The organism is Novipirellula galeiformis, assembly GCF_007860095.1.
In the GTDB taxonomy this organism is placed as follows: domain Bacteria; phylum Planctomycetota; class Planctomycetia; order Pirellulales; family Pirellulaceae; genus Novipirellula; species Novipirellula galeiformis.
In genome coordinates this window covers 305262-324281 of the sequence record NZ_SJPT01000005.1, presented here as the reverse complement: position 1 = coordinate 324281, position 19020 = coordinate 305262, and the positions used below count along the sequence as shown (strand labels likewise).

At 55.8% G+C, this 19020-nt stretch carries 13 protein-coding genes and 1 tRNA gene; 9 read left to right on the top strand and 5 right to left on the bottom strand.

The window, feature by feature from the left end; genetic code table 11:
- The first annotated feature begins 1 nt into the window (after position 1).
- Positions 2-3334, top strand: coding sequence for a PSD1 and planctomycete cytochrome C domain-containing protein (locus Pla52o_RS15110; protein ID WP_146595439.1), 3333 nt, complete (start codon positions 2-4; stop codon positions 3332-3334).
- Positions 3335-3455: 121 nt separating this feature from the next.
- On the top strand, positions 3456-4865 hold the full coding sequence (locus Pla52o_RS15105) for a DUF1501 domain-containing protein (RefSeq protein WP_146595438.1): 1410 nt from the start codon (positions 3456-3458) through the stop codon (positions 4863-4865).
- 237 nt (positions 4866-5102) lie between these two features.
- Here Pla52o_RS15105 and Pla52o_RS15100 read toward each other — a convergent pair whose 3' ends face one another.
- The 5 genes from Pla52o_RS15100 to Pla52o_RS15080 form a co-directional block, all read right to left on the bottom strand.
- Positions 5103-5813 (bottom strand): C39 family peptidase, encoded by a 711-nt coding sequence (locus Pla52o_RS15100; protein ID WP_197169260.1) that lies wholly within the window; start codon positions 5811-5813, stop codon positions 5103-5105.
- An 86-nt stretch (positions 5814-5899) separates the two neighbouring features.
- Positions 5900-7126 carry a transporter gene (locus Pla52o_RS15095; RefSeq protein ID WP_146595436.1) on the bottom strand — a complete coding sequence of 409 codons (1227 nt, stop codon included), beginning with the start codon at positions 7124-7126 and terminating at the stop codon, positions 5900-5902.
- Positions 7127-7430: 304 nt separating this feature from the next.
- Positions 7431-8570: an Lpg1974 family pore-forming outer membrane protein gene (locus Pla52o_RS15090; protein ID WP_231612368.1), complete on the bottom strand. Its 1140-nt coding sequence runs from the start codon at positions 8568-8570 to the stop codon at positions 7431-7433.
- 480 nt (positions 8571-9050) lie between these two features.
- A complete protein-coding gene (locus Pla52o_RS15085; RefSeq protein ID WP_146595434.1) occupies positions 9051-9452 on the bottom strand; it encodes a hypothetical protein in 402 nt (133 codons plus the stop codon).
- 840 nt (positions 9453-10292) lie between these two features.
- Positions 10293-10366, bottom strand: a tRNA-Ile gene (locus Pla52o_RS15080).
- A gap of 124 nt (positions 10367-10490) precedes the next feature.
- Between Pla52o_RS15080 and Pla52o_RS15075 the strand changes: the two genes are divergently transcribed.
- The 7 genes from Pla52o_RS15075 to Pla52o_RS15045 all read left to right on the top strand — a co-directional run bounded on the left by Pla52o_RS15075 (position 10491) and on the right by Pla52o_RS15045 (position 18853).
- Entirely contained in the window at positions 10491-11267 is a 777-nt protein-coding gene (locus Pla52o_RS15075) for a class I SAM-dependent methyltransferase (RefSeq protein ID WP_146595433.1), read from the top strand.
- On the top strand, positions 11260-12630 hold the full coding sequence (locus Pla52o_RS15070; RefSeq protein ID WP_197169259.1) for an APC family permease: 1371 nt from the start codon (positions 11260-11262) through the stop codon (positions 12628-12630). The genes Pla52o_RS15075 and Pla52o_RS15070 overlap by 8 nt, the downstream gene beginning before the upstream one ends.
- Positions 12631-12817: 187 nt before the next feature.
- A complete protein-coding gene (locus Pla52o_RS27450) occupies positions 12818-13210 on the top strand; it encodes a hypothetical protein (protein WP_231612367.1) in 393 nt (130 codons plus the stop codon).
- Between the two features lie 45 nt (positions 13211-13255).
- Entirely contained in the window at positions 13256-14926 is a 1671-nt protein-coding gene (locus Pla52o_RS15060; protein ID WP_146595430.1) for an FAD-dependent oxidoreductase, read from the top strand.
- A 562-nt stretch (positions 14927-15488) separates the two neighbouring features.
- Complete coding sequence (ccoN, locus tag Pla52o_RS15055; RefSeq protein ID WP_231612416.1) at positions 15489-17843, top strand: cytochrome-c oxidase, cbb3-type subunit I; 2355 nt, start codon at positions 15489-15491, stop codon at positions 17841-17843.
- Between the two features lie 115 nt (positions 17844-17958).
- A complete protein-coding gene (locus Pla52o_RS15050; RefSeq protein ID WP_146595428.1) occupies positions 17959-18141 on the top strand; it encodes a hypothetical protein in 183 nt (60 codons plus the stop codon).
- On the top strand, positions 18131-18853 hold the full coding sequence (locus Pla52o_RS15045; protein ID WP_146595427.1) for a cbb3-type cytochrome c oxidase N-terminal domain-containing protein: 723 nt from the start codon (positions 18131-18133) through the stop codon (positions 18851-18853). The genes Pla52o_RS15050 and Pla52o_RS15045 overlap by 11 nt, the downstream gene beginning before the upstream one ends.
- Positions 18854-19020 lie beyond the last annotated feature (167 nt).

The following is a 19020-nucleotide window of genomic DNA, read 5'->3' as shown; positions in this document are numbered from 1 at the left end:
CATGCTTCTCGTGACCCCCTCGAGATTGTTGTTTGGGAACCTTTGCCGCTCCGGTGCAATCTGCTTGTCCGGATTTGCGGCGCTGTCGACATTGCTGTTGGTTACCACTGCGTTTGGTGATGAAAACACAGTAGTGATGACAGAACAGGAAGAGCATTTTTTCGAGCAACACGTGCGACCGGTGCTGATTGAACGTTGCGGCGAATGTCACGGCGCAAAAAAGCAGCAAGGAGGTCTGCGAGTCGATTCGCTTCAATCGCTATTGGCCGGTGGAGATAGTGACGCGGCCATCGTGCCAGGGGATGCCGCAGCCAGTTTGCTCGTTTCGGCGATCCGACGTGAAGGCGGCTTGGAAATGCCGCCCAACAAAGCGTTGGTGGAACACGAAATACGTTCCATCGAGGCCTGGATTGACAGTGGTGCTCGGTGGCCCGCGGAGTCGATGCTGCCCGCCGAACAAACGCCGCACCACAGCCAGGATCACTGGGCGTTTCAAGCGGTTGAGCCGACCGCCATTCCCGAGGTTCAAAACCTTGCTGATGCGGAATGGATTCAGACGCCGCTTGACGCGTTTATCGCAGCCAAGCGGAACGAGCAAGGCTTGCCGCCATCGCCGCCTGCGGATCGTCGCACGTTGATCCGCCGAGTGACGTACTCATTGACCGGTTTGCCACCGACGCCCGACGAGGTTGCTGCGTTCATTCACGATGACGATCCTTTGGCGTACGAAAAAGTCGTGGAACGACTGTTGCAATCGCCGCACTATGCCGAACATTGGGGGCGCCACTGGCTCGATGTCGCTCGCTATTCAGATACCAAAGGCTACGTGTATGCGCGGGAAGAACGATTCTGGACCCAGGCTTGGACGTATCGGGATTGGGTTGTCAAAGCGATTCGCGACGACCTGCCTTACGATCGATTTTTGTTGCTGCAAATCGCAGCGGACCAAGTCACCGACAGCCAACCGGAGGACTTGGCGGCAATGGGGCTACTGACATTGGGACGCCGCTTTCTGGGCGTGCGACGTGATGTGATTGATGACCGCATCGATGTCGTCACCCGTGGCACGATGGGTTTGACAGTCGCCTGTGCTCGCTGTCACGACCACAAATATGACGCGATTCCGACCGCCGACTACTATTCGCTCTACGGTGTTTTCGACAGCTGTTACGAGAAACAAACCGTGCTGAGGGATCATCCTGGTGACGAAGCGTTTCAAGCCGAGTTAGCAAAGCGACAGTCGACGCTGCAGGAAACCATGCAGCAACTGGCTAGCGAATCTTCACAACGCGCCCGTGAACGCATTGCGGATTACTTGTTCGCACAAACCGAACTGCACAAATATCCGGCCGATGGCTTTGATCAAATTTTCCAGAAATCGGACCTGCTGCCGGCGTTCGTGCGTCAGTGGGAAGGTTATTTACGTGCTGTGAAACCGAACCGCGATTCAGTCTTTGCACTGTGGCATGCATACGCTGATCTCGACCCGGTCACGTTTGCCACCGAGGCTGAAAATGTCACTCGGCGTTGGCACGAGTCGTCCGTGAGGGATCAAAACGTCAACTCCGAAATTGCCGCTGCCTTTTGTACTCCGCCGCTAACGTTCCGTGATGTTTGTGATCGATACGGTGAAGTGTTTGCCCAAATCGATCCAGAGGTGATGTCGTGTGATGCCGATACCGAAGCCCTGCGGGCGGTGTTGAATTCGCCGATGTGCCGCGTCCCGAAGAGCCCCATCTCGCACTGTGAAACGTTCTTTGATAGTAGCAGCGTGACGACGCTGTGGAAGCTTCAAGGTGATGTCGACCGCTGGTTGATTGGTGCCGCCGAACCGATTCCCGTGGCCGTGTCGCTCGTGGACCTCGCGACGCCGGTCGAACCACGTATCTTTCTGCGCGGCAATCCTTTAAAACGGGGCGACAACGTTCCGCGTCAATTTCTGAGCGTGATCAGCGAGCCGACGCGGCAACCTTTCCAAATTGGCAGCGGACGATTGGAACTAGCCCAAGCCATCATCGATCCACAAAATCCGCTAACAGCACGAGTGATGGTCAACCGCGTTTGGATGCATCATTTTGGCACGGGCCTAGTGTTGACGCCCAGCGATTTTGGCGTGCGTGCGGATCCTCCCTCGCATCCGCAATTGCTCGATTGGCTGGCCGCGGAATGGATACGGAAAGATTGGAGCCTCAAGGCACTGCATCGTTTGATCGTGTTGTCGGCAACGTATCGACAAAGCTCGACGATGCCTGAAAACGCCGAACATCGGCAACGTGTGACCCGAGTCGATCCAGAAAATCGCTTGCTATCGAGAATGAATCCGCGACGGGTTTCCTTCGAAGAACTGCGTGATTCGCTACTGCAAGCTTCTGGGGCGTTGGATCGAAGCGTCGGTGGCAAACCCGTAGACATGTTTGTGGCTCCGTTTCCGAACCGCCGCAGCCTCTATGGACAAATCGATCGACAGTACTTTCCAACAGCGTTGCGGATGTTCGATTTTGCTAACCCGGACTTACATGTCCCCCAACGAAATCAGACGACGGTTCCTCAACAGGCATTGTTCTTCATGAATCATCCGTTGGTGCTCCAGCGTGCTCGAGCTCTGGCGAATCTTGTGCGAGATGAACCGCCACCGCAAGCGATCACCCAAATGTTCCAGCTCGCCTACCAGCGGGCTCCGAGTGAAGCCGAGATGGCCGACGCCATGGCGTTGTTAACCCATCCGATTTCCGCAAAGGCGACAAAAGCCGAGTCCAGAGAACTTGAGTGGAGTTATGGTTTTGGACACTACGATTCAGCAACACAGCGGCTTGAGGGGTTTACGGAATTGCCGCATTTCACGGGCGAGGCCTGGCAGGGCGGCCCCGCTTGGCCTGATGACAAACTCGGCTGGGTTCAACTCACCGCGACCGGAGGCCATCCGGGGAACGATGTTCAGCATGCCGCGGTTCGTCGCTGGACCGCTCCACGTGCGATGACGGTTTCGATTCGTTCCAAAGTCACCCACCAAGCAACCCCAGGTGATGGAATTCGCGCCAGTATCTTCAGCTCGATTGGCGGGCTGCTCACATCGACCAGTCTTCACAAGGACATCGCCGATTTGAATGTCGACATGTTGAGAGTGCAGCCAGGCGAAACAATCGATTTCATCGTGGATATCAACAAGGTGCTTCATAGCGATCAGTACCTCTGGGAGATCACGCTCGAAGGCTCGCCAGACGAAAGCTGGAATGCCGAATCGGATTTTCCGAAAGATACCCGCTTACAACTCGACGAACTCGAGCAGCTTGCTCAGGTATTGATTTGCACCAACGAATTTTTGTTTGTGGATTAAATTGAGTACGATCGCGCACCTCGGACAACTCCGTCGTGATATGGCGATTTTGATACTCCATCAGGCATCGCTCTCATCAGCCTGAACCGGCGAATGCACTTTATTGAGACTGGAATTGGTGATGACAAACCCGAATATCAACCGCCGCGATTTGCTGTCGCGATCCGCCCTTGGTCTGGGCTCACTGGCGCTGGCGGGCGTGCTGGGCGACGACCATTTGTTGGCATCCGAATCAGGCGCGCCGGGGGCGTTGGCTGCGCGATCGCCTCATTTTCCTGGGCGTGCGAAGCGTGTCATTCACTTTTTTCTTAATGGAGGGCCGTCGCATGTCGATACCTTTGACCCGAAACCTGCGTTGGCGAAATACGCCGGCCAACCGCTCGCGAACACGCTGACGACCGAACGCAAAACCGGTGCCGCGTTTCCATCCCCCTTTTCGTTTAAGCGATATGGAGAATCGGGGATCGAAGTGAGCGAATTGTTCTCACGAACGGCACAGCACATCGATGATATCGCCGTCATCCGCTCGATGTACGCCCAGGTCCCCAATCATGAACCGTCGCTGATGCTGATGAATTGTGGCGACTCCGTTCAAACTCGGCCCAGCATGGGATCGTGGCTGATGTATGGTCTGGGGACCGAAAACCAGAACCTACCCGGATTCATTTCCATGTGCCCCGGAGGTTTGCCCATCAAGGACAACGAGAACTGGCAATCCGCGTTTCTGCCGGGCGCGTTTCAGGGCACCTACATCGATTCACAGCATCGTGAGTTTCATAAGCTCATTGAAAATATTGAACATCCTCAGGTGTCAAGCGATGTTCAACGACGGCAATTGGATCTACTTCGCCGCTGGAACGACCAACACCTTCAGCCCCGCCACGATGCTCAATTGCAAGCCAGGATTCAATCGTATGAGCTGGCGTTTCGCATGCAGCGGGATGCCAGGGAAGCGTTTGAGCTGGCGGACGAACCGCAGCACATTTTGGATCTTTATGGCTCCGGCGTACACGGTCGTCAAACCTTGATCGCGCGGCGATTGCTCGAACGTGGAGTGCGATATGTGCAATTGTGGCACGGTGCTGGGCAACCGTGGGACAACCACGAAAAGATTGAAGACAGCCACCGCAAACTGGCCGGCGAGTTGGACCAACCGATTGCTGCACTGCTTACGGACTTGAAGCAGCGAGGTATGTTGGACGACACGCTGGTGCTTTGGGGCGGCGAATTTGGACGCACGCCGACTGTCGAACTGGGGGCCGGTGGGGCCTCGTTGCTGGGACGCGACCACAATCACTGGGGATTCAGTGTCTGGATGGCTGGAGGGGGAATCAAAGGGGGAACGGTTTACGGCGCAACCGACGAATTTGGCTTCCGAGCGGAACAGAATCGCACCAGTGTTCATGATTTACATGCCACGATGCTCCATTGCTTGGGACTCGATCACGAACGTTTGACCTATCGTTATGCCGGCCGTGATTTTCGCTTGACCGATGTTCACGGAAGCGTAATTCACGACATTTTGGCATGACGATCCTGGTTGACGTCGGACCGCAAGAAGAGCTTTTGGAATAATCGCGTTTAGAATTTTGCAGAATTCGCATCGGCATCGCGAGTCTGCGGGGCTAGGAGCAAGAACGCGGAGACCTAGGCGATAGATTAACAGGGCTCTGCAGGTGACAAGTCCATCGTCACCCTAGGCGAATTCCATTTGCGGAGCGACCGGTCCTTCATCGCCAAAGGCTTGGCGATGAAGGATTCGCTCGGATTATCGCTGAATCGCGGACACTCCGCCAGCAACTTCTCGACGTATCACTTGTCGGTTCAGATAGCCTTCGATTCGCTCGTTATCGGTCACTGCCATCTGTGAACGTGAGGATTGGGTTTCGCCTTCGGGAGCGACGACCAAAATCGCGTTTTCCACCCAGCTCTGCTGCAATCCTGCGGTCGAAATCCGGATGTTGCCTCGTAGCGGGTCGGCAAGAAAAACGCATCCTCCGATGATGTCGCGAACCACGACAAAATGGTTTGTGCCCCCCAGGTTGATCACAATGATCACGGGTACCTTGCTCTCGGATAATTTGGCCAAGGTGACTTTACCCACCATGGTCTTGTAACCCATTTTAACCGCAGCCGCTTCGACATCGGCAACGGTCAAGCCTTCCTTGGCACGGTCCTGAAGCTCCTCTTGGGTCAACATTTTTTCCACGACGTTCAATACCATTTCTTCGGTGACATTGTGCCCCCAATAGTATCGCACGAGTGTCGCTAAAGCCGCAGCACCGCAACTGTAATCACGCTGCTGCATGACCACGTGTCGCGTCTTGCGTTCTTTCCAACTGTCGACCGGTTTTTGGAAAATGAATTTGGGGTCTCGGACGACGCTTCGACCCGCAATCGACACCTGCTGGGCTTCCGCCATGCTTGCCGACAAGCATAGGGAAGCCAAAGCGATCGTGACGGCAATCTTGGATATCACGTAACTTACCCTCCATGGCAAGAAAAAAAGTGAAAACATGGCTGCCTGTCGGATCCGAGAGGCAGCCTGAGTTTGCAGCATGGCCACTACTTTGTGAACACGACGCCAACGGTTGCTGAGGGCGATGAGTCAGTCAAACCGAAGGCCACAAACGGTTCGGTTAACTTGTTGCACTTGGCAATCGTCGCCGCGAAACGCAACTGCATCAAGTCTTGCTCCGTGTTAGGGATATGGACGTCGTCGACCTTCGTTTCGGTGACAAACAGACCTTGGAATGCCCCGCTTAGAGTCACGCGTTCGTTGGCTGCGAAACCAAGTCCCATGCGATAGGAGATCTGATGTCCCAATTCGACGTCGAAACCACTAAACTCGTTCTCGAAATTGTAGGCGTATCCCCCACCGTAAAACAGGATGACGGGGTCCAAGTTCTGAATGACAAGCAAGTCGCCGCCCAGACGCCAAACTCCATTGCCCGTTCCGCCGCCATTGAATACCAATGGATTGAGCGGGTTGCCCGTGGGGGCCGTCGCGCTCACGGTTCCGACGAGCGAGCGGCCAGCGCGATTGTTTTGCGAAAGCAATCGCGTGAAGCCGAAGGTCGTGTCCCCGATCCCGCCTTCGGAATCACTACTGTCGCCCGCGACGGTCGCGAATTGAGTGTCGTACCAACCGACCGGCGCATTGATGAACAATTGCGTGCGTTCGTTTAGACCGTAACGCATTGCCAGTGGCACAAACAGCGAGCGACGCACAACGTCACCACGTGCCAGGATCGATCCGCCACCGACTAGCACAGGAAAGTTCGTTTCCTGGACCGAGTACACCGCGCCCCAGTCAAACTGCATTTGACCTGGCTTGAGCAACGGGGTCACCGAGCGGAGAAATTGAGGAGTACGGTCGATCGGAGCTTCACCGAAACTCTCGATGGGAGACTCGGGTGAATCGCCCGTTGCGCTGCCGCTCGCATCGCCAGTCGCAGTGCCGATCGGGTCGCTACTGGAGTCGCCCGAGAGGTCGCTGCTCAATCCCGACGCGTCGCTTTCGTTCAGCAACGGTGCTGGAGTTGGCTGTTCCGACTCCTGTTGGATCAGCATCGCTAGTCGACTCGATGGCACCGGGGCCTCTAATGGCACGGGCGCATCCAATGGTAGTGGCGCATCGGTTGAGTTGTCTTCGTCTGACTGAATCAACAGCGACTCGGAAGCGATTAATGCCGATTCGTCGGCGTTGACATCTTCCGGGATGATGATGGCGCCAAACAATAGCAACAAAAACGTTTTTCCGAACAGCCAAGTTATACTTTGCCGGTCCATGGCGTTTGCTTCCCGCTTGTTATTTGTGAACGTGTTTTAGGTGGAAACAGAGCGAATCGCGATCACCAATCCGAGTGTGACGTGGGGTTCGTTGCCGGTGAGGCAAACGAACCCTCTCGTCTTCAGACAAAGAAGGGAGAAGAGGGGGGGACGCGGAGGTCGCAAGTTGCGGACTCACGTGCCCCGAGCATCTGTCTAGCTTCAGGCTTTTTATCGCAGCTGATCTATCATTGCCGCGATCACGATCGCGGCAACGTCAGATGCCGATGATGGTTACGAGTGCTCTGCCTTGGGGCGTCGCTTGTTACCAAGCGAACCCGGTCGAGATGTTGAAACCGATCAAGTCAAAGTCGTTACCCGCACCACGAGCTAGAGCGAAACCTTCGCTCGATCCTGGGGTGCCAGAGGTCGAGCCAGCGATGGCCGTTTGATCTTTGGTGTTCCAGAATTGGTATTCAAACCCAGCTCGTGCGAACATGCGGCCGTTGAACGAACGCACTGAACGCGACCATTGCAAACCGGCTTGCAATTCGGTGATGAACATCGTCTCGTCATCAAACCCGATTGCTCCGTTTGTGCTTCCGGCATTGCTCAGCGGGCCGCTAAACGATGAGTGGGTGATGACCGACGACTCGGCTTGACCGAATAGCGCCGAACCACGAACCGATCCGTACAGAGACAAGCAGGGGTGGTTTTTCAAAGGACGCAGTCCTGCCAAGCTCGATGTCAAACCCGTTCCGTGGAACGCGCTGCCCTGTTGCGAGCTCAACGAAAACACATCGCCATTGACCACACCGAATACCGAATCGGTCCGTTCGCGGTCATACTCGGCGTAACGTGCACCGAAGGTTCCCAACAGGCTCCATCGCCCACGCGAAAATTCCTTGGTCGCTTCCAAGTCAACAATGTACGCATTGAACGAATCACTGCCACCGAGTGGTTGACCGGCATTCACGCCCGTAGTAATCGCAGGTGCAAATCCGAACGAGGAAACGCCATTGTCGAGTTCCCAGTAACGGCCCTGGATTCCAATGCCATCCTTGCCGCCGTAACCCAAGGTGATTCGCGGCGCCCCACTCAATTCATCCGCTTTGTCGTGGGTCGAATTGAAGAGCACTCCGGTCCCACCGAACGTGTCGGCCAGCCCGAATTGAGCAGCTCCATTGTCATACAGTGGTGCCAGGAACGTCGCTTCGACACCCAAGTACCATTGGCGAGGGTTGCAGCCACATCCGTTGTCACTTTGGCAAGTCTGGCATCCGTTGTCACAGAACTTGCCGATTTCGTCGCAGTTGCTTCCAAAGTTGGTTGAGTAACTGGCCGAGTGATCGTGAGCATCATGCTCCGAGTGAAGTCCGCCGCCAGCCTGGGCCGAAGGAGCCCCCGTCATTGCTGCAATTGCAAGCATACAGACGCGAGTTTTCATTGATTTGAAGATTTTCAACTTTCAGTCCTTTGATCATTGTGGAAACCGTTGAATGGCGAATGAGGGACTGGAAATCTCGTCCCCCTCTTCCCCTTGGAATAGTCGGAGCCGCTTGAGCCTCCTTCTGGAGAGCCGGTAGCCTATCGCCCTGATGCTAAATTCGGGTTGTGCGGGGGGTATGGAGAGAAAAAAGGAACCTGTCGCTAAAGTCGCTCTAACAGGCGCAATCAGGAAGTTCGGGGCAATCAGCCCAGCGCGATGTTGTCGCCACGTGACGGGCGTTGGCGTGTGGGAATCCCAAGGCGGGGGAAGAGAGAGGCTGGAATTGCAGGGTTTTTTGCAATTCTAGCAAGAAAGCGGGAGGAATCGACCGCAGGCTGGGGGGGGTGTTAGGAGGGGGCGAATGGGCAAAAAAAAACAGCGTCGACCAAGATCGACACTGTTGAGTTGATGTTTACCAAACGGATTTGTTTAGTAGCTAGGCTTTAAGGATTGACCTTAGAAGCTACCGCCGATGGAGAATCCGCCAGCGCTAGCACCAGCTGCGACTGGAGCCAACCCAAATGGAGCTCCGCCGTAACTTTGGTAGCCGTCGGCGTAGGATTGGTTAGCACCTGCTGCAAAGTAGTTTCCACGGAAGCGGTAGCCGTTGTCGCCGCCGGCACCTGCTAGAGGAAGGTTAACACCCGCCCATGAGCTTCCCCAGACAACTCCGCCTTGCCCGCGGATTGCGCTCGCTTCTTGATGCGACATTGGAGTCACGTCACTGAGGCCCATGGCACTCATCGACGATTGCGAGATCGCACCGCTGCTGGCCGAGCGGAACGGATCGCCTGCTTGCGACTCAACGCAAAATGCACACACAACAGCAACACTCAAAATTCGTAGTACCAAGTTCATCTTTTACATCCTCAAAGGTTAAAGCATCTCGAAACCGAACTGGGGCCCTCTCCGCAGAGGGCCTACTGAATACCTTCTACATTGAAGTCCGACGCTTTAACTAAAACAACCCCCCAATATGGAATAATCCAAAAATTTATTGCAATCGTTAAATGGCTCACAAGACTCATCGGTTCCGTAAATATATCGTTAAAGTCCATAGATTTTCTCCACGCATGCTTGTTTTCGGTCGGGCCGACTTTATCCCTCTGATGGAGGTTTGTGTGGGGTCGGCAGCGTGGTTCGCTGCCGAGGAACGGGGGCGATGTGCTCATCAACGGTCCGCACTGGAGCGATCTCTTTGCAGGCGAAGCGGGGGGCACCTGGCTTGCTGCGCGCAGCAAACCGAGGGGGCGCCGTGGGACGCCAGGGTAAGGAGGTTGATGCGCAACGTGACTCGCGAGATGCATTTCTGCGTTACTCTCCCCCCGATCCTCGCAGTCGCAAGCGTTGGAGGAGGATGCACTTCGGCTGCTCGCCCAGAGGGTTGCATGTCCCCTCGTTGGAGTTGCTGACCAGCGAGCGTGAGTCCACCACCGGACCCGGCTCACCGCCCCCTTTGATCAAGCCTTAGAAACGTCAGCCGGGCAGAGAATTGCATGGCAACAGGAAAAACGGCCGTAACGGATGGGGGTGGTCGTTCGAAGCGAGGTTAAACGGTGCGCCGACCACGCGAGGCGCCGACCACGCGAGGCACTGGCCAATGGAAAAGAAAGGCCAATGGAAAAGAAAGCCCAATGGAAAAGAAAGCCCAATGGAAAAGAAAGCCCAATGGAAAAGAAAGCCCAATGGAAAAGAAAGTAGGGGTGGCAGGACTCGAACCCGCGGCCAAGGAATTATGAGTTCCCTGCTCTAACCGACTGAGCTACACCCCCAGGAGTGGTCGCTATAGTCTAGCAACTGCATCTCTTAGGTGAATGCCCTCAAATTCAGACTCGTCTCTTTTGTTTTCGCTACAATCATCGCGTTCTTTCACGTCCCTACCCGACCGAGGATCCAATGAAGCGTTTTGACATTCTCGCCCTCTCGCTGCTCGCCCTGCTAACGTCAAGTCCAGTGAGGGCACAGACCGCAACGATCGAGGATACTAGCACCAAAAAATCGGCAGGGGTGGGGACGCCCGGCAAAGCAAAGCCGAGCGTTAACCCAGGCATTAACGACAGCTTTCTTGATCCGCAGTTGGATGTGCAAGCGTGGGTGGAACGTTTTGAGGTCGAAAGCCGCGAGGTCTACCATGCTCGCGATGCGATCATGTCACAGCTCAATTTAAAGCCTGGAGATCGCGTCGCCGACGTCGGGGCCGGAACGGGTTTTTATTCGTTGCTGATGTCCGATGCGGTCGGCCCTCAAGGTTGGGTTTACGCCATCGATATCTCGCCCAACTTCGTCCAATATCTGGCGGACCAGTTTGATCAGCGCGAGGTCGAAAACGTAACGACGGTGATGTGCGATGACGACTCGATATGTTTGCCGCCCAATTCGATTGATCTGGCATTCATCTGTGACGTCTATCATCACTTTGAATTCCCACAGCAATCGATGAAATCGATCTTCAAGTCGCTTCGCCGCGGAGGTCGTGTGGTCATGATCGATTTTGAGCGAATCCCCGGAGTGTCTCGTGAGTGGACGATCGGTCATGTTCGCGCAGGGAAGTCGACCTTCATTGATGAAGTGCAATCGGTTGGTTTTGAACTCACCGCCGAACGGACGATCCCAGGTTTCAAGGAAAACTATTACCTCGAGTTTCGCAAGCCAGACCAGGCGGGCGATGAATAACGAAAACGCTGAGGTCCGTGATCCAGTGAATCCTAGCTCCGAGCCGCATGCGCCGCTGGGTTTGGGGTCAGCGATGTTTTTGGTCGCGGCCAGCATGATCGGAGCGGGAGTCTATACGACCAGCGGATTTACGCTGGCGGCACTTGGTTCGCCCGCTTGGGTGTTAGCAGCTTGGGCGACCGGGGGTGGGATCGCGATCTGTGGTGCGATTTGCTACGGCGCGTTGGCGCGTGAATTGACCGAGTCGGGGGGCGAGTACTTGTTCCTTTCTCGCAAACTGCACCCGATCGCCGGCTTGATGGCCGGTTGGGTCTCGCTGCTAGCGGGTTTTACCGGGGCGATCGCGTTCGCGGCCACCACGTTCGAAACCTATCTCGGCTGGCACGACGCGATGCCCACCGGCGTCATCGCGACGCTCGTCGTGGTTCTGGCTGCGATCCTGCACACGCTGGGGGTGCGTCCGGGAGCTCGGGTTCAAGATTTTGTTGTGATTTTGAAGTTTCTATTGATCACGGCATTTGTGGTGATCGCCGTGGCAATGCACTCCAATGCCGCAGCGGACGTGCCGGTCGAAACGTCGGTCAGCGAAGCAGTGCCCTGGACGGCGTTTGCGTTAATCTTTGCGACTCAGTTGATGTACATCTCACTTAGTTTTAGTGGCTTCAACGCCGCCGTTTACATTGCGGGCGAGGTGAATAACGCAAGCCGGAATGTGCCACGTGCGATGCTGTGGGGCACGTGCTTGGTCACGCTTTGTTACTTGCTGTTGAACGCGGTCTTTGTCTTAGCGGCACCGAGCGAAGTGATCGTGGGGCAACCCGATGTCGCGACCAAGGCAGCCGAGGCGATTGCCGGAGAAACGTTTGCGAGTTTTGTCAGAGTGGTGATCCTGTTGGGACTTTTTACGTCCGTTTCCGCGATGATCATGAGCGGACCGCGAGTCTACGCGAAAATGGCCGATGATGGATTTTTACCCGCTTGGTTCCGCTTCTCGGGACGGATCGCGGGCAAACCACCGGTCGCTGCGATCTGGGCTCAAGCGATTCTCGGAATCCTCGTCATTCACGCTTCGGACCTCGAGCGACTGCTGAGCTATCTCGGGTTCACGCTGTCGGTCAGTGCGGCGTTAACGGCAAGTCTGCTGTTTTGGGTGCGAGGAAAATCGGGAGCACGAATTCGTCCGCTGCTGTACCCAATCACTCCGGTCGTGTTTGTCGGCGGTACGTTGTTGGCCGCGACGCTTTCGGCAGTGAATTCGCCGGTGCAAGCCGCTGTCGGATTGGGGACGATTGCGTTTGGTGCGCTGCTTTATCCTTGGTACGCGTGGCGACAAAAGCAGCGCGGCGAAGCGGTGGGCGAGTAAGTTACGTTTGGTTCAGGACGAAAGGGTTCAGGACGAAAGGGGTCAGGACGAAAGGGCTGACAAATCGGCGCTGACGTATTTCTAAGACGCAATTCCAAATTGCCGCGCAGTCTAAGCGGTGATCACGGGCCGCATCGAGGACGATGCGGACTTGTCGATCGCTGGAAGCTTGTATCGATCGTTTTTCGTGAGTCAGTGGCAATCGTATTGCGAAGAGACCTGGGTTTACGGTGCCTTCGATTTTCCTGAGAGCTTTCCCAGCTTCGCAAAGATCACGGCAAAGCCGCAAAACCCGCTGGCTCCTGAGAAGATCAAACTGCAGCCCATGAACACGATCCCCCACGCGAAAGCCTCGTCGAAAATCAAGGCAGCGAGCGAGAACACCAGAACCAACGTGCCATTGGCGATCGTGGCGCGGCGGGCGAAAGAAATCATGGGCAAAATGAGGGTGGCTTGGACTCGCGTGCTGCGACAGCTCGCCGCAGCGGACCCCAACGGGATGACATTCGGGTGCGCTGGATCGACGCGGGAGCCCAAAAAACGGACTTCCCATGGCACCCGATTGTCGATAGTTCTCTAACTTACGATATTTGCCGCTCCCGCGATACGAAGGAACCTGATCACGATGAATGCCACCAAGCCGCCCACGATTGTCATTGTAGGTGGAGTCGCTGGAGGGGCGTCGGCGGCAACGCGAGCCCGCCGTATGAATGAAAACGCTCAGATCATTCTGCTCGAAAAAGATCCCGACGTGTCGTTTGCCAATTGTGGGTTGCCGTATCACATTGGCGAAGAAATTCCCAATCGCGACTCGCTGCTTGTCGCTACGCCTGAATTTCTGCGCCGTCGATTTCGGCTCGATGTGCGGACGCGTCACGAAGTGATCTCCATTGATCGCGAGAGGAAACGGGTGGAGGTGCGCGGCGGTGAGAACGCCGAAACCTTCTGGATCGATTACGACAAATTGATTTTGGCTCCCGGCGCGTCGCCCGTATTGCCTCCCATCGAGGGTACCGATGCCGACAATGTGTTGACGCTACGAAATTTGAGCGACACCGATCGGATCAAAGCCATCGTCGATCGAGAGCAGACCCGCACCGCGGTCGTGGTCGGAGCTGGCTATATCGGGCTGGAGATGGTCGAGCAATTGGTCCATCGGGGGCTGAAAACCTCGCTGGTTGAATTGCAATCCCAAGTGTTGCCGCTGCTCGATCCCGAGATGGCCGAGCCGGTGGCGCAGGAACTCGAAGCCAACGGCGTTGCGTTGTTCCGTGGTCGCGGGGTCACCCGATTGGTGAAAGATTCCCAAGGTCGTGTGACCGAGGTGGTGCTGAGCGATGGCAGCACGATTGCGACCGATTTAGTCGTGTTGGGCATCGGAGTTCGGCCGAACACAAAGTTGGCGGTCGATGCGGGGCTGGAAATTGGAGCCAGCGGCGGGATTGCGACGAATGATTTCATGCAGACGAGTGACGCTGATATTTATGCCGTAGGGGATGCGGCGGAATATCGGTTTGGCCCCAGCGGGCAACGAATGCGGGTGGCATTGGCGGGGCCGGCAAATCGCGCCGGACGACTTGCCGGTCAACACGCCGCGACGGGCCATAGCGATCCGATGCCGGAAGTCCAAGGGACGTCGGTGGTTCGTGCCTTCGGCGCGACCGCGGCGATGACCGGTTTGTCGCGTGCCACCGCAAACCGGCTTGGTGTGCCCGCTCGCAGTGTGACGATTGTTGCCAAACATCACGCCGGGTATTACCCCGGTGCCCAGATGATGACACTAAAATTGGTTTACCAGAGCGAAACAGGAACGATTCTGGGGGCTCAAGCCGTGGGCGGAGCGGGCGTGGATAAACGGATCGATGTGATTGCCACCGCGATGCAGTTCAAGGGCACGGTGCGTCAATTGTGTGGCGTCGATTTGAGTTATGCGCCTCCCTTTGGCTCGGCCAAGGATCCCGTCCATATGGCCGCATTCGCGGCATGCAACGAAATCGATGGGATCGAATCGTTTTGTGATAGCGATGCCGATTTGACAGGCAAACAGGTCGTCGATGTACGCACGCCAGCGGAGATCGAGCGAATTCCGTTAGCGGGAAGCTCCGATGTGGTGGCGATTGCGGTCGATGAGTTGCGAGAGCGGCTGGGCGAACTCAACGCCCGCCAGCCCACCGTGGTGTCGTGTGCCGTCGGAGTGCGTGGGCATATCGCCGCACGCATTTTGAAACAGCACGGTTTCGATGTGGTGAATTTGTCGGGCGGGGCCACGGTGCGGAACCGAGTTTCGTTTGACTGATGCGTTCGGAAGTTACCTTTCGTGTTTTATCGTGCGGGGTTTGCCAAGGGGGGCTCCCCGAGCGAGACGCCCTGCAAACGGACTCGATTTCCGGTTGCTCGAACCTCCGAGTCGATGCCAATCATTGTACGGATCATTGTGCCAATCATCTCGATAGCAATGAGAGGGCTAAAGCTGATACAATTGGCCCCATTCAACCCGATTGGGAAACCCCAGCGAGGCGACTAGCGGATAGATTGGCACCGTTTATGTGCTCATTTGCTCAGTCGATAACTGGCATGTGTATATTTGCACATTGATTCGCCAGTCGGTTTGTTGAGAACGCTCTTGGATTCGATTGACTTGTGCTGATTTATTAGCTGGAATTTCTGGTCAAAACTGAATTTGCCCGTCCTTGCGACAGCCTGCCACATTGGCAAAATCGGTTTTGGTATCAAGGTTGTTAGGTAGACAATCCAAGGGTGTGGCGAACCGATATTTCGCCGAAGCATGAAACTTCACCCGTTGGCTGACCCGTCGGCTCTCACTATGCGTTTGTGATCAAAGGAAGAGACACTTGTCGATCGATACTCCTTCAGAGTTTTCTGGAAAACATTTGGGTCAAGCAAAACTTGACGAGCCCATCGATACTTATTCATACGATGACGATATCGTGCGAAAGTTTGCGACGGCAACCCTCGTGTGGGCGCTCGTAGCAACGGTGATGGGATTGACGGTGGCGCTGTTATTGGTCCTGCCGAAGCTTTTCGGAGGGCTTGAGTGGCTCAGCTTTGGTCGTCTACGTCCACTGCATACCAACGCTGCGATTTTTGCCTTCGCGGGCAACGGGATTTTTGCGGCGGTTTACTACAGCACTCAGCGGTTGTGTAAAGCTCGGATGTGGAGCGACGCGCTCAGTCGTCTTCATTTCTGGGGTTGGCAGGCGATCATCGTCGCCGCGGCGGTCACGTTGCCGATGGGGATGACGCAAAGCAAGGAGTACGCCGAGCTTGAGTGGCCGATCGATCTCGCGATCGCGCTCGTGTGGTTGGGCTTCTTTGGGGTCAACTTCATGATGACGTTGATTCACCGCCGCGAGCGTCACATGTACGTGGCGTTATGGTTTTACATCGCAACGATCGTCACCGTGACGGTGTTGCACGTGTTCAATAATTTGGTGGTCCCGATTGGCTTGGGCAAAAGTTATCCGATCTACGCAGGGGTTCAAGACGCGTTCATGCAGTGGTGGTATGGCCACAACGCGGTCGCGTTTTTCTTGACGACGCCGTTCTTGGGGATGATGTATTACTTTCTGCCCAAGGCCGCCAACCGACCGGTGTTCAGTTACCGATTGTCGATCATTCACTTTTGGTCGTTGGTGTTCATCTACATTTGGGCGGGGCCTCACCATTTGCATTACACGGCACTTCCGGAGTGGGCGTCGACGCTGGGGATGCTGTTTAGCGTGATGCTTTGGATGCCCTCTTGGGGCGGCATGATCAATGGATTGTTAACGCTGCGTGGGGCTTGGCAAAAAGTCTCGGTGGATCCTGTGTTGAAGTTCTTTGTGGTGGGCGTGACGTTCTACGGGATGGCGACGTTCGAAGGGCCGTTGTTGAGTGTCAAGAGTGTCAATGGGCTGAGCCACTACACGGACTGGACGATTGCTCACGTGCACGCAGGGGCGCTCGGATGGAACGGCATGATGACGTTCGGGATGCTGTATTGGTTGTTGCCACGTTTGTTTCAAACCAAGTTGTGGAGCACGAAGGCGGCCTCGGCTCACTTTTGGATTAGCACGATCGGAATTCTGTTGTACATCGTGCCGATTTACGCCGCTGGATTGATGCAAGGTTTGATGTGGCGTGCGATGGACGAGACCGGAAATTTGGTCTATCCCGACTTCATTGAAACGATCCAGTCGATTCTGCCGCTGTGGTGGTTGCGTGTGTTGGGCGGTGCGTTGTTTGTCGCCGGCATTGTGTTGATGGCGGTGAATTGGTTCATGACCTGGATGACGCGTCCGAAAACCTATGACGTGCCCGTCTATCATTCGCCTCGTTTGTCCAAGGAAGCGCCCGAAGAGCATGTCGATACGACCAGCCAGCTCGATGACGTTGCCGTACTCGATTCGGCCAAGAAACTCGACGTCTTTGCCAAGATGGGATGGCACCGTCGCTGGGAGCGTTTGCCGGTGCGATTCACGGTGCTGACAACCTTGGCGGTGGTGATCGCGAGTTTGTTCGAGATCATTCCGACGTTTTTGATTCGTAGCAATGTGCCGACGATCGCGACGGTGAAACCGTACACACCGTTGGAGCTTGCCGGACGCGATATTTTTGTTGCCGAGGGCTGTTACAACTGTCACTCCCAAATGATCCGTCCCTTCGTGGCCGAAACGAAGCGTTACGGTGAATACAGCAAAGCGGGTGAGTTCATCTACGACCGTCCGTTCCAATGGGGCAGTCGCCGAATCGGTCCCGATTTGGCCCGTGAAGGGGGCAAGCAAAGCAGTCTTTGGCATTGGTTGCACTTCGAAAACCCGGAGCAGGTTTCCCCGGGTAGCGTGATGCCGAGTTACGTTCATTTGTTGGATACGAAGCTGAACTTCAGTCAGATAGCCGATCGTGTTTGGGCGGCTCAGTTGTTGGGAGCGCCGTACGACTTTGAACTTTCCGAAGCGGCCGATTTGGCTCGCAAGCAAGCCGAAGTGCTGGCCGCCGATGTGGTGTCCCAGGGCGGTCCGGTGAAGCGGGGCGAGGTGATGACGTTCGACTCCCAGGCGATTGCCTTGATTGCGTTCTTGCAACGCGTCGGAACCGACATCTTTGCGACGCCCGAACCGGCTGCGAAACCAGAGGAGCCAGCGGAGGCAGCTCCGGCTGAAGCAACCCCGGCCGAAGAGACCGCGGAGATCGACGAGGTCGCAGCGAAGTAGGTTTTCGGCATGCGGTTGCCGCATCTCACGTCCGTGATGACGAGGGATCCGGCAGCGGTGCTCGACCCTTTTCGCTTTCGAATCTACTTATTTTTCTCGCGTCGTGATATGAACCATGCTTACTGATGTAATCCGAGCGATCGACTACAGCGACTGTGCTGAAATCGCCTTGATGTTGTTTTGTTTCGCCTTCGGCTTGATGTTCCTCGCGACCATGCGATTGTCGCGTAACGCGACGGAACGATTTGCAGCTATCCCGCTTTCCGACAATGTGGAGACTCCTCGAGATGGACAATAACCCCCAAAACCAAGATGGTGTCCAACAGGAGTCGATCGTGGGCCAGATTCCTGATGATCCGTTGACGGGCCACTCTTACGATGGCATCCAAGAGTTTGACAATCCGTTGCCGGGTTGGTGGAAGTGGATGTTTATCGGATCGATCTTTTTTGCGTTTCCCTACGCTGCGTTTTATCACGGCGGTGCCGAAGGGCGAACGGTCGTCGAGCGTTATGACAAAGCGATGGCGGAGAACCTTCGTTTGCAGTTTGCCGAGATTGGCGAGTTGAAGCTCGACCGCGAGACGGTGGTCAAGTTTTTGTACAAGCCCGCTTGGTTGCGCGTCGGACAATCGGTTTTCAAAACCCATTGCGTTTCCTGTCATGGTTCCGACGGCGGCGGATTGGTGGGCCCCAACCTGACGGACGAGAGTTACAAGAACGTCAAGGACATCGGCGACATCTTGACCGTGCTGCAAAATGGAGCGGGCGGCGGAGCCATGCCCGCTTGGAAAACACGGTTGTCGCCAAACGAATTGGTGCTGGCGGCAAGCTATGTGGCTAGCCTACGCGGTGTTGAGTCGGCGAACGGCAAGACCGCCGAAGGGCGAGTGATCGCACCGTGGCCGGAACCGCCGGCGGAAAGCGAAGACGCTGGCAGCGAAAGTGAAGACGCAAGCAGCGAAACCAAGGACGACAGCGTCGCCAGCGAGCCCGACAAGGCATCGACCTAGTCGTCGCCAAGAACAAGGCACTGATTGACAACGTGATCGCGGCGTCCGATTTGGGGCCGCCGATGCCGCCTCGGCGATCTGCGGTTTTCCAACGCAGGACGCTGTCGCGAGATGTCATGCGCACGACCCCCGCGTTTGACTTGCGTTTTCAGCGAGGGCCGAGTGAA

What these genes read in the sequence shown, in the direction of transcription:
- Pla52o_RS15110 (WP_146595439.1), top strand. Translation starts at nt 2, where the DNA reads ATGCTTCTCGTGACCCCCTCGAGATTGTTGTTTGGGAACCTTTGCCGC.
- Pla52o_RS15105 (WP_146595438.1), top strand. Translation starts at nt 3,456, where the DNA reads ATGACAAACCCGAATATCAACCGCCGCGATTTGCTGTCGCGATCCGCC.
- Pla52o_RS15095 (WP_146595436.1), bottom strand. Translation starts at nt 7,126, where the DNA reads ATGGACCGGCAAAGTATAACTTGGCTGTTCGGAAAAACGTTTTTGTTG.
- Pla52o_RS15085 (WP_146595434.1), bottom strand. Translation starts at nt 9,452, where the DNA reads ATGAACTTGGTACTACGAATTTTGAGTGTTGCTGTTGTGTGTGCATTT.
- Pla52o_RS15075 (WP_146595433.1), top strand. Translation starts at nt 10,491, where the DNA reads ATGAAGCGTTTTGACATTCTCGCCCTCTCGCTGCTCGCCCTGCTAACG.
- Pla52o_RS15070 (WP_197169259.1), top strand. Translation starts at nt 11,260, where the DNA reads ATGAATAACGAAAACGCTGAGGTCCGTGATCCAGTGAATCCTAGCTCC.
- Pla52o_RS15060 (WP_146595430.1), top strand. Translation starts at nt 13,256, where the DNA reads ATGAATGCCACCAAGCCGCCCACGATTGTCATTGTAGGTGGAGTCGCT.
- Pla52o_RS15050 (WP_146595428.1), top strand. Translation starts at nt 17,959, where the DNA reads ATGCTTACTGATGTAATCCGAGCGATCGACTACAGCGACTGTGCTGAA.
- Pla52o_RS15045 (WP_146595427.1), top strand. Translation starts at nt 18,131, where the DNA reads ATGGACAATAACCCCCAAAACCAAGATGGTGTCCAACAGGAGTCGATC.